This is a genomic window from Kitasatospora sp. NPDC059817, assembly GCF_042731835.1.
GTDB lineage: Bacteria > Actinomycetota > Actinomycetes > Streptomycetales > Streptomycetaceae > Kitasatospora.
Genome location: NZ_JBHWIR010000224.1, coordinates 1 through 10,772 on the forward strand (window position 1 = coordinate 1; position 10,772 = coordinate 10,772).

Sequence of the window (10,772 nt, forward strand, 5' to 3'; positions counted from 1 at the left end):
CGCCCCCGGGCGGCGCGCGCCGGCGCGCGGGCCAGGCGGACACCCCCACGTCCCGGCCCTTCCGGTGGTGGGGCCGGGGGGCGGCACGCCCCACCGGCACGTCCTGCGCCAGCTCCAGCGCACCACGCACGGCGGCCCGCCGCTCCGGGGTGGCCGTGCCCAGCAGCTCCGGGTCGAGCCCGCGCGGCACCACGTCGATCCGGCGCCGGGGGACGCGCAGCCGCCGTGCCATCGTGCCGGCCACGTGCCGGGTGAGCGCGTGGAAGCGGCGGGCGCCCTGGGCGGTGGCCGCGTCCAGGGCCTGCGCGGTGCGCATCCGCCAGGGGCTCGCCCCGTGTGCCGCCGACTGCTCCGGTCCGTACGCCGGGTCGAGGAGGCTGGAAACCACCGGGGTGCGGGCGGCCAGGGCGGCGGTGCGGCCGAGCACGTCCGAGGCGTGGCGGGCGGTGTGGACGAGATCGGGCCGGCGTTCGCGGATCAGCCGGCGCAGCGCGGCGGCGGTGGCGGCCCCGGTCGGTCGGCCGACGCCGAACACGGCGGCGCCCGCCGCGGTCAGCTCCGGCTGCCAGCCGCCGGGGGAGTCGTAGAGGTAGGCGACGTCCAACGTGACGCCGGCGCGCACCAGTTGGGGAGCCATCGAGACCAGGGCGCGCTCCGCCCCGCCGGTCCGGTTCACGCTGTCGACCACCAGAAGCACCTGCACCGGCCACCCCCGCCCGCTGCGGGCGCGTCCGTTCTCCCGTGCCGGACGCCCCCTGACTGGTGATCAGCATCGCAGGTGGCCGTCGGGCCCGCCAGCCGTACGGCGGCCGGGGTCGGACGCCGGGGTGCGGCGAGGCGAGGCAGAGCGAGGCAGGGCGAGAGGGGGCGGAACAGGGCGCACGACGGGAGCAACCGGCGCACGGCCGCAGTCGACCAGCGCACATCAGGTGTATTCACGCGGGCGCACGGGCCACCACCAGGTTGCGCGAAGGGGCTGTACGGCGCGGGGCGCTGTGCCAAGGTCGGTCCATGCCCGACCATACGTCGGCCGACCCGGCCGGAACCCGTCCCCGCGTCCTGCACCTGATCAGTGATCCACGCCGCGGCGGCGCCCAGAACTTCGCCCGTGACCTCCACCGGGAACTGCGCCGCCGGGGCCAGGCCTCCGCCCTGTGCGCCCTCGCCCCGCACCCGTCCCCCGGGCCCACCGGGCCCGCCCTCCCCGGGCCCCGCGCCGCGGACCGCACCGGAGTTCGCGCCGGGGCCGGTCCGGGCGCCCGCCCCGACGGGCCCGACCGGCAGCCCGACCCGGACCCCGGCGCCTGCGCCGACGAGGAGGACTTACGCGCCGCCGTCCTCGGCTCCGGCCGCCTGCGCCCCGGCACCCTGCGGGCGCTGCGCGCGGCCGCCCGCGGCGCCGACGTGGTGCTCGCCCACGGCTCCGACACCCTGGCGGCCTGCGCCCTCGCCCTGGCCGGCACCCGCACCCCCTTCGTCTACGTCTCCGTCGGCCACCCCCGCTACTGGACGGCGAACCGGCTGCGCCGGGTGCGCGGCGGCGCGCTGATGCACCGCGCGGCCGCCGTCACCACGCTCACCGACGAGGCCCGCGCCGTCCTGGAGGGGCAGTTCCGGCTGCCCGACGGCAAGGTGCACGTGATCTCCAACTCCCGGGCCGCCGAGAGCTATCCGCCCGCCGACGGCCGGGCCGACCGGCGCGCCGCCCGGCACGCGCTCGGCCTGCCCGCCGACGTCCTGCTGGTCGCCTGGATCGGCGCGATCGCCCCGGAGAAGCGGCTCGACCTCGCCCTCGACGTCCTCGACCGGCTGCCGGACGTCCGGCTGGCCATCGCCGGGGACGGCCCGCTGCGCGAGACGCTGGCCCGCCACCCGGCCGCCGCCCGCGCCCACTTCCTCGGCGCCCTGCCCGATCCGGCGCCGCTCTACCGGGCCGCCGACGCGCTGCTGCTCACCAGCGACAGCGAGGGCGTGCCCGGCGCGCTGATCGAGGCGGCGCTGGCCGGCGTGCCCGCCGTCGCCACCGACGTCGGGTGGGTGCGCGAGGTGGTCCGGGACGGCGCGACCGGCGCGCTCGTCGCCCCCGGGGACCCGCTCGCCCTCGCCGAGGCGCTGGCCAAGGTGCTGGCGTGCAACCGTGCGGGCCTCGGCGCGGCCGCCCGGGCGCACGCGTTGGAGCACTTCGAGCTCGGCGCCGTGGTGGACGCCTGGCAGGGGCTGGTCGCCGAGGTGTGGGCGGGGGGTGGCCCGGGGGTGCGCACCGGTCCGTGACAGACCCGCGGCGGCGGGCCGGGCCGGGTGTCGGGTTGCGTGCCGGGCCGGGCGTCGGGCTGGGCCGATCGGGCGAATCCGGGCCAGCGTGCCCGGCCGAACTCGACGGTAACGAACCGCCGCCAGCACACTGCCCGGTGTGAACTCGAAGTCGCTGCTGCGGTCCACCGTCCTGCTCGCCATCGCCGCCGGGATCGCCGTATCCCCCCTCCAGGCCGGCGCGGTGAGTCACCAACCCCCCTCCGAGGGTGCCCAGTTCGTCAAGCTGGACCATCCGCAGCCGGTGCGCGAGAGCGTCCGCACGGAGGCGGCCGAGTTCTTCTGGTACGACTGCGTCCACTCCCAGCAGCTCGAACAGCCCTTGCAGGCCTGGGCCGAGAAGCACCGTGCGGACGTCGCCCTGCGGCGCGTCCCGGCGATCTGGCCGGGCGGCCCGGACGAGGGCGCCCAGCGCGGCCACGCGCGCCTGTACTACACGCTGGAGCGCCTGGGCCTGGTCGAGCGCCTGCAGAGCAGCGTCTTCCGCTCGGTGCGCACCGACCAGACCGACCTCACCACCGAGGCCACCGCCACCGACTGGGCGGTGCGCCACGGCGTGGACGCCCAGCTCTTCCGCCGGACGTACCGCTCCGACGAGGTGGCGCGGTCGGTCGACGAGGCCGCCGTCGAGTTCGTCCGCTACGGCGTCAACGAGCTGCCGACGGTGGTCGTCCAGGGCGAGTACCGGACTTCGCCGAGCAAGGCCGGTGGCGTCGAGGCGATGCCCGAGGTGCTGGACTACCTGGTCCAGCAGGAGCAGCTGCGCGGGAACTGAGCCCGCCGCGGGCCGGGGTCGGACAGCCCTCCGGCGGCCCGCCCCGCCCGGCGGTTCAGTCCCGGCGCAGCAGGTACGTCACGAAGCCGAACGTCCCCCGGTAGCCGTGCAGCCACTCCCGCCGGTGCCGGTCCGCGGCCTCCCGGGCGGCCGCCGCGTCGGGGTCGTCCGGGTGCTCCAGCGCCCACTCGGCCAGCGCACCCGTCCACGCGAACTCGTAGTCGTCCCACTCCTGCGGGCTGCTCACGTAACCGGACACCGGTGTCCAGCCGTCCGCCAGCACCCGGTCCGTGGTGGTCGCCAGGTCCGCGTAGTCGTCCCGGGCCGCGCCCAGCCCGTCCAGGGCCGCCCGGGACGGCTCCCGCTCCCAGAAGCCCTCGCCGACCAGCACCCGCCCGCCCGGGGCCAGGTGCTCGCGGGCCGCCGCCAGCGTCGGCAGCAGCCCGCCGAAGGCGTGGGTGGCGCCCACGCACAGCACCAGGTCGAAGGGCTCGACCGAGCCGAACTCCCGCGCGTCCACGTGGTGCAGGCCGATCCGGCGCGCCACGCCGAGCACGGTCGCCGCCTCCCTGGCCCGGGTCAGCGCCGCCGCGTCCAGATCCACCCCCACCGCCCGCCAGCGCGGACGCGCCGCCAGCGCCCGGACCAGCCACGCCCCCTCGCCGCAGCCGAGGTCCAGCGCCCGGCCGTCCGCCGCCCCGGCGGTCGCGCGCTCCAGCAGCAGGGCCACCGACTCGTCCGTCAGCGGCGCCGCGATCGGGTGGTGGGCATGGGCGAGACGGGAGATCCTCTGGCGGTCCATTCGAGCAGTATGGAGCCAACCGGCCTGCCGTGCCCGCGAATTCGGGGCCCGGAACGCTCAGGCCCGCGAGTACGTCCGGCCCTTCCACGCCGCGCCCCGGCCCCGCCAGTGCTGCACCGCCGAGTCCACCGTCATCAGCAGGTACAGACCCGCCGTGAAGGGCAGCAGCAGCACGGCCGGCGCCGGCTGCCGGTAGTACCGCACCATCGGCAGGTAGGTGCCCGCCATCAGCGCCCAGGCCGCCCCGCCCGCCACCGCCACCGCCGGCGCCCCCGCGACCAGCCCGGCCGCCGCCGCCACCGGCGGCACCAGGTACACCAGCCCCAGCCCCAGCACCGTCCCGAGCAGCAGCAGCGGCGAATGCCGCAACTGGGCGTACGCGCTGCGCGACACCATCCGCCACAACTGCTCCAGCCGCGGGTACGGCCGGACGCTGTCCACCGCCCCGGCCAGCCCCAGCCAGGTCCGCCCGCCCGAGGACTTCACCGCCCGCGCCAGCGACACGTCGTCGATCACCGCACCCCGGATCGCGGCCACCCCGCCGGCCCGCTCCAGCGCCTCCCGCCGCACCAGCGAACAGCCGCCCGCCGCGGCCGCCGTCCGCCCACCGGGCCGGTTGCTCCAGCGGAACGGGTACAACTGCGCGAAGAAGTAGACGAAGGCCGGCACGATCAGCCGCTCCCAGCCGGTCTCCACCCGCAGCCGGGCCATCTGCGACACCAGGTCCAGTCCGTTGCTCTCCGCCGCAGCCACCAGCTCCGCCAGCGAGTCGGGCCCGTGCGCGATGTCCGCGTCCGTCAGCAGCAGGTACTCGACGTCCGGACCGGCCAGCTCCACCCCGTGCCGCAGCGCCCACAACTTGCCCGTCCACCCCGGGGGCAACGGGGGAGGAGTCGTGACGGTCAGCTCCAGCCCGTCCATCGTCCGCAGCTCCGCCGCCACCGCGCCCGTGCCGTCCGAACTGTGGTCGTCCACCAGGATCACCCGCGCCCGCCCCGGGTACTTCTGGGCCAGCAGCGTCGGCAGGCTCACCGGCAGCACCTGCGCCTCGTCCCGGGCCGGCACCACCACCGCCGCCTGCGGCCAGCGCACCGGCGGACGGCGCGGCGGCAACCGCACGTCGGTGCGCCAGAACAGCCCGTGGCAGCACGCCAACCAGAGCCAGACCAGCAGGGAGAACGCGGCGATCCACAACAGGACGGTCACTCCCGCAGTTTGCCGCAGAACCGGCCGGATCGGGCGGATCGACTAAAGTCTTGCCCCGTGAAGATCGCACTGATGGACTCCGGAATCGGCCTGCTGGCCGCCGCCGCCGCCCTTCGGAAGCTGCGCCCGGACGTCGATCTGGTGCTCTCCTCCGACCCGGCCTCGATGCCCTGGGGGCCGCGCACCTCCGAAGAGGTCACCGACCTCGCCCGCGGCTGCTCGCTCGCCGCCGCGGCGCTCGAACCGGACGCGCTGGTCATCGCCTGCAACACCGCCTCCGTGCACGCGCTCGCCACCCTCCGGGCCGAACTCGAACCCGGACTGCCCGTCGTCGGCACCGTCCCGGCGATCAAGCCCGCCGCCGCCCTCGGCGGCTCCGTGGCCATCTGGGCCACCCCGGCCACCACCGGCAGCGCCTACCAGCGCGGCCTGATCCGCGACTTCGGCGGCACCGCGGACGTGACCGAGGTGGCCTGCCCCGGCCTCGCCGACGCCATCGAACACGGCGACGACGCCGCCATCACCGCCGCCATCGCCGACGCCGCCGCCCGCACCCCCGCCGGCACCGCCGCGATCGTCCTCGGTTGCACGCACTACGAACTGGTCGACGACCGCATCCGCGCCGCCGTCGCCCCCACCGCCTCCCCGGCGCTCACCCTGCACGGCTCCGCCGACGCCGTCGCCGCCCAGGCCCTGCGCCGGGTCACCGACCCCACGCGCACCGGCGCCGGCACCATCACCGTGCTCCACGCCGGCGCCCCTGCCGCCCTCCCCCCGGCCGCACTCCTCTATCCCCAGGGGCGCACCCTCGCCGCCCTGATGCGCAGCACGCTGCCGGCGTGACCCTCACTCCCACCGCCACCGCCCTCGCGGAGCACTTCGCCCCCCGAGGAGCCGCTGACGAGCCCCCGCCGGGCCGCCATCGGGCCAATTTTCGCCCGCCGGCGGTCCGCCCTTCAGCCCGCGCGGAAGGCCACCGCAGCTGATCCCCATCCGGGGCAGCCGAGAGCAGGCTCTCTGTCATGAGTTGAGGGGCAAATCTTTGCCCTCCAACCTCCGGGGGTCGGTCGAGGAGTCCCGTGGTGGCCGGCCGTCCCGGTCTTCCGCGGAGGCTGCCTGTCCGGGGCGGCTGATGCAGGAAGTCGGCCTGTCCGACGGTCTGTGCCCGTGAGGCAAGGCCTTGCCCCACGGGCGGGTGGTTTGCCGCTGAGGCAGGGCCAAATTTCGCCCCCCAGAGGTCCGGTACCTCTCCCCGACAGGGCTCATTTTTGCCCCTGAGCGCTCCTGAGCGACCCTGAGTCCCTCTGCGTCCCCTCGCGCGCCCCGGCCGGTCAGGCGACGGCTTGGCGGCGCCAGCGGCGGTAGGCGGGTTCGAGGCCGGAGAGGATGGTGTCGAAGCGGCGGGTGCTGGTGGTGGAGTCGACCTGGAGGCGGCTGATCTGGAGCGGGTGGGAGGGGATGCGGGGGCCGAGCCGGTGGTCGGAGAGGAAGCCGAGGCGGTAGCCGAGCTCCTGGAGGACGGTTTCGGCACGCGGGTCGTGCCCGCCGTCCGGGTAGGCGAAGGCGATCGGGGGTTCGCCGAGCCAGCGGGTGAGGGCTTCGTGGGCGCCGGTGATCTCGGCGCGGACGGTGGCGTCGTCGCAGCGGCCGAGGCAGGGGTGCCCCTGGGTGTGGTTGCCGATGGCGACGCCGCCGTCGCGCAGGGCGAGCAGGTCGGCGGGGGTGAGCTGCTCCTGGCGGGGCGGGCGGCGGTCGGCGCTGACCCGTAGCTCGTGCAGGCTGCGCCGCCGGTCGGGGTCGGGCATGGCCTTGAGCCGGGGGAGCAGCTGGGAGGGGTGCCCGCAGTCGAGCGAGCGGGCACGGCCGCCGTGCCGGGCGAGGAAGTCGGCCTCGTGCCACCAGAAGGGGCGTTCGGTGCCGATGAGCTCGGAGATGACGAAGGCGGTGGCGGGGATGCCGCGGGCGTCGAGGGCGGGCAGGGCGTGGGTGAGGACGCTGCGGTCGGCGTCGTCGAAGGTGACCAGGACGCTGCGGGGCGGCAGCGGCCGCTGTTCGGTGACGGCTTGGAGGACGGCGGTGAGCGAGACCGGGGTGGCGAGTCTTCGGAGCCGGTCGAGCTGGGCGCCGAAGGACCGGTGGTCGGTGACGCCGTGGTAGGCGAGGACGGCGAGGCGTTGTGCGGCGCGGGCGCGGAACAGGGGTTGGACGGGGGCGAACCGCAGCCATTCGCCCCGCGCGTCCGGCCTGCCCCGGTCGGCGGTCGGGTGGCGGCGGGTGGCCGTCGGCAGCGGGCGCACGAACGGGACGGGCCTGGTGGGGGCCATGGAGATCGACGTGGTGGACTGGGACTGCGGCACGGTTCCCCCTCGGTCGCCGAGCGGCGTGGCGGTACCGCCGGAGGACGGAGTCCGGCCTCCGACTCCAGGCGGCGGCGGCTCCGCCTCCTGGGTATTCCGGTCCGCGGTGGGGGGCTCGCACCCTTCCCGCGAACGGCTCCTGGATCGCTCAATGCCATTGAGACCGCTGCACCGGGCGGATGGTTGTACCGGGGGGACGAGGATTTTTCGTGGACTGATGTGGACTGATGTGAACTGAATGTGGAGCCGGAATGCACGACCGGGGCCGGTCCGCGACCTGCTCGGGCGAGGTCGGCGGGCCGGTCGCACCGGGTGGTCGAACGTTCACTCCCTGCGGGCTGCCTCCGGCGTTCGCCGGGGGTACCTTGGGCTCATGGCAGATGCGGACCGTGATCCCTTCCACCTGCACGGCGCGACCAGGATGGCCCGTGCGTGGAGTGGTGGCGCCCTGGTCACCCACCAGCTTCTGCTGGCGGTGGTGGGTTTGGCCTGTCTCGCGCTGGGCATTGTGGTGGCGGTGATCGTTCCGGACAGTGACGGTCCGGCCTGGGCGATGGCGGTGGCGGGCTGTCTGGCCGCGGGAGTGCTGCTGCTCGGCCGGATCGCGTTCGGGCTGCTGCGTTACCGCCGGGGCGCCGCGCTCTAACCTCCTCAGCGACCGGCCGGCCTTCGGTGGACGGCTGTACTTCGATTGCCCTCGGCATTCCGAGCAGCAGATCGAGCAGCAGATCGAGCAATATTGGTCAGATCGACCGAATTTCGGCCTGTCGGACAATCCTCTGCCCACTTCTTTCACCATTCCCGGGCGACGACTCCAAGGCGCCTTTACTGTGAATGCGTTCTTGCGGCTCGACGGTGCCGTGGACTCGACGGTGCCGTGGAGGGGAAGAGATGGGCGGCAGCGCCACGTCCGATCCGGGCGGAGAACCCGGCAGGAAGCCGGACGGCGCACCGCGCACCACCGTGTCCGCCGGATGAAGCGCGGCGGGGACCTCGCCCTCGCCGCCCTGGCCGGGATCGTCGCGCTCCCGCTGGCCCTGGTGATCGCCGCCCTGCTCCGCTGCACGGCGCGCGGCCCGGTGCTCCTGCGGCTGACCCGGGCCGGACGGCACGGCCGGGAGTTCCAGGTCCTCCGCTTCCGGACCAGCCGGGGAGGACGGCTCGGCGTGCTGCTCCGCCGGACCGGCCTGGACGAGCTGCCCCGGCTGTGGAACGTCGCCCGCGGCGAGATGGGGGTGATCGGCCCCCGGCCCGTCCGCCCCGACCAGGTGGTCCGCTACTCCCGCCGCGAGCGCGGCCGGCTCGCCGTCCGGCCCGGGCTGACCGGCTGGGCCCAGCTCCAGGCCCGCCGCCCGCTCGCCCGGCCGGACTGGGCCGAACTCGACCTCTGGTACGTGGAGCACCGCTCGCTCCGGCTCGACCTGCGGATCCTCGGGCTGACCGTGCTGGCCCTGCTGCGCCCGGAGGGCGGCCTCGCACGATGAGCCACCGACGTCGCGGGTCGCACGTCGGTGGCGGCGGCCCGGGAGCCTGCCGGACAGGGCCTAGGCTGCGGCGTATGGCCATTCCCCCGTTCCTCGCCGATCTCCGCGCCCTGGTGGGCACCCGCCCGCTCTGGCTGACCGCCGTCGTCGCCGTCGTCCTGGACGACCACGGCCGGGTGCTGCTGGGCCGACGGGCCGACGACGGGAGGTGGGCGCCGGTCGGCGGCATCCTCGATCCCGGCGAGCAGCCCGCCGACGGCGTGGTGCGCGAGTGCCTGGAGGAGACCGGGGTGGTGGCCGTGCCCGAGCTGCTCGCCTCGGTCACCGTCTCGCCGCAGGTCACCTACCCGAACGGCGACGTGACGCAGTACCTGGTGCTGACCTTCCGGTGCCGGGCGGTCGGCGGCGAGGCGAGGGTGAACGACGACGAGTCGCTGGAGGTCGGCTGGTACCCGCTGGACGGGCTGCCGCCGATGATCGAGGTCGAGCACGAGCGGCTGCGCCACGCGCTGGAGTGCGAGGGGTCGGCGGTCTTCGTGTGGGAGGGCAAGGAGCGCCCCTGACCGGCGCACGGCGGACGGTCCGCATCCTCGCCTCCCCTCCCCGGGCGGGCCGGGAGTCCGGACCCTTCGCCGATGGTAGCCGTCCGGTCACCCCGGGTGGGGGGAATTCGCGAGGCCGCTCAGCCCTTGCGCTGCCGGTAGGCCTCCTCCGCGGCGTCCAGGACGGCGGCGAGGTCGCCGCCCGCGGTGGCGGTGGCGGTGGCCGCGACCGCGCCCTCGACGAACGGCGCGTTCGCGAAGCGGACCGGGAACGGGAGGCCGTGCTCGTCGGCGTCGGACAGCAGGGCGCGCACGGTGGTGACGGCGCTGCCCAGGTCGGCGAGCACCACGACCCCGTGGCCCTGGTCGACCCGGCGGGTGGCGGCGGCCACCAGGACCGCGCTGATGCCGGGACCGCCCTGGTCCCCGCCGGTCGCGGCGATCGGGGCGGGGGAGTCGGATCCGGTCAGTGCGAGCGCGAGGGCGCGCACCGCGATGGCCAGTTCCTGGCTGTGCGACACCAGGACGATCCCGACCCGGCCGTGCGCGGGGGGCCGGCCGGAGGCGGGCCGGGGCAGCGTGGCGGGCGCGGGTGGCGTGCGGGGCGCCGGGGGGTGGGCCGAGGGGGCGTCGGAGATGGGGATGACATCGGCGCGGGTGCCGTCCCGGCGGCTCATCGGCTGCTCCCTCTGGGCGGTGGCGGGTGGTGGTGGGCGGTGCTGGGCGAGGTGGTGCGGGCCGCGTCCGGTGCGCATCGGGTTCGCGGGGCCGGGGCGGGCCGTCGAGGGCCGTCGAGGGCCCGTGTACGGCCGGCGGGGGTGGTCCCCCGCGCTGCCAAGCACTCTGGCAGCTCCGGTGGCCCCCGTCGGGCGGGACACGCGTTGAGCGGGCCTCCTGCGGCGTCCGGGCCCGGCTGGTGGAGTCCTCGTCAACCCGCTGACCGGGGCGGGCGGGTGTGGTTAGGCTGGCCGGGAAAGCCGTCGGGAGGAGACCGGGTAGTGGCAGTCAACAGTGGGATCGACGTGGAGGCGGGCGGCGCGGAGCCGCAGCTGGCGCCGAGCGGGAAGCCGAAGGTGGACTTCAGCGGGGCGAAGTGGCTGTGCAGCAGCCAGGGCGTCGGGGATGTCCAGATCGCGTTCGTGGACGGGTACATCGGGATGCGGGACGGCCGCCAGGAGGACGGTCCGGTCCTGGTGTTCACGCCGGGGGAGTGGCGGGCCTTCGTGCTCGGTGCCCGGGACGGCGAGTTCGACCTCACCTGAGCCACCGTCGCACGACCGCGGAGCGGGTCCCGGC

General features: G+C 75.8%; 12 protein-coding genes. 7 read left to right on the forward strand and 5 right to left on the reverse strand.

The genetic code is table 11. The features are described 5' to 3' along the window. A partial coding sequence (locus ACFV61_RS31230) for a glycosyltransferase family 4 protein (RefSeq protein WP_380495267.1) occupies positions 1–688 on the reverse strand: 688 nt, incomplete at its 3' end. Between the two features lie 323 nt (positions 689–1,011). Between ACFV61_RS31230 and ACFV61_RS31235 the strand changes: the two genes are divergently transcribed. Together ACFV61_RS31235 and ACFV61_RS31240 are read left to right on the forward strand one after the other, a co-directional pair. Next, positions 1,012–2,271, forward strand: coding sequence for a glycosyltransferase family 4 protein (locus ACFV61_RS31235; RefSeq protein ID WP_380495269.1), 1,260 nt, complete (start codon positions 1,012–1,014; stop codon positions 2,269–2,271). Positions 2,272–2,410: 139 nt separating this feature from the next. Next, entirely contained in the window at positions 2,411–3,085 is a 675-nt protein-coding gene (locus tag ACFV61_RS31240; RefSeq protein WP_063350163.1) for a thiol:disulfide interchange protein DsbA/DsbL, read from the forward strand. A 55-nt stretch (positions 3,086–3,140) separates the two neighbouring features. On the opposite strand, the gene ACFV61_RS31245 is transcribed toward ACFV61_RS31240, so the two are convergent. Both ACFV61_RS31245 and ACFV61_RS31250 read right to left on the reverse strand, forming a co-directional pair. Continuing rightward, positions 3,141–3,887 (reverse strand): SAM-dependent methyltransferase, encoded by a 747-nt coding sequence (locus ACFV61_RS31245; RefSeq protein ID WP_380427345.1) that lies wholly within the window; start codon positions 3,885–3,887, stop codon positions 3,141–3,143. 57 nt (positions 3,888–3,944) lie between these two features. Then, positions 3,945–5,093, reverse strand: a complete 1,149-nt coding sequence (locus ACFV61_RS31250) for a glycosyltransferase (protein WP_380427347.1) — start codon at positions 5,091–5,093, stop codon at positions 3,945–3,947. 57 nt (positions 5,094–5,150) lie between these two features. On the opposite strand from ACFV61_RS31250, the gene ACFV61_RS31255 reads away from it, so the two are divergent. Beyond that, entirely contained in the window at positions 5,151–5,936 is a 786-nt protein-coding gene (locus tag ACFV61_RS31255; RefSeq protein WP_380427349.1) for a glutamate racemase, read from the forward strand. 488 nt (positions 5,937–6,424) lie between these two features. Here the strand turns inward: ACFV61_RS31255 and ACFV61_RS31260 are convergent, their stop codons facing one another. Next, on the reverse strand, positions 6,425–7,450 hold the full coding sequence (locus ACFV61_RS31260; protein WP_244293515.1) for a polysaccharide deacetylase family protein: 1,026 nt from the start codon (positions 7,448–7,450) through the stop codon (positions 6,425–6,427). A 373-nt stretch (positions 7,451–7,823) separates the two neighbouring features. Here ACFV61_RS31260 and ACFV61_RS31265 point away from each other — a divergent pair, with 373 nt between their 5' ends. From ACFV61_RS31265 to ACFV61_RS31275, 3 genes are all read left to right on the forward strand, one after another. Further along, positions 7,824–8,096 (forward strand): hypothetical protein, encoded by a 273-nt coding sequence (locus ACFV61_RS31265; protein ID WP_063350167.1) that lies wholly within the window; start codon positions 7,824–7,826, stop codon positions 8,094–8,096. Positions 8,097–8,424: 328 nt separating this feature from the next. Then, positions 8,425–8,934, forward strand: a complete 510-nt coding sequence (locus tag ACFV61_RS31270) for a sugar transferase (protein ID WP_063350168.1) — start codon at positions 8,425–8,427, stop codon at positions 8,932–8,934. 74 nt (positions 8,935–9,008) lie between these two features. Further along, positions 9,009–9,497 carry an NUDIX domain-containing protein gene (locus ACFV61_RS31275; protein WP_063350169.1) on the forward strand — a complete coding sequence of 163 codons (489 nt, stop codon included), beginning with the start codon at positions 9,009–9,011 and terminating at the stop codon, positions 9,495–9,497. Positions 9,498–9,616: 119 nt separating this feature from the next. Here ACFV61_RS31275 and ACFV61_RS31280 read toward each other — a convergent pair whose 3' ends face one another. Continuing rightward, on the reverse strand, positions 9,617–10,231 hold the full coding sequence (locus tag ACFV61_RS31280) for a PTS fructose transporter subunit IIA (protein WP_347878552.1): 615 nt from the start codon (positions 10,229–10,231) through the stop codon (positions 9,617–9,619). Positions 10,232–10,525: 294 nt separating this feature from the next. Between ACFV61_RS31280 and ACFV61_RS31285 the strand changes: the two genes are divergently transcribed. Then, entirely contained in the window at positions 10,526–10,738 is a 213-nt protein-coding gene (locus ACFV61_RS31285) for a DUF397 domain-containing protein (RefSeq protein WP_208869206.1), read from the forward strand. Positions 10,739–10,772 lie beyond the last annotated feature (34 nt).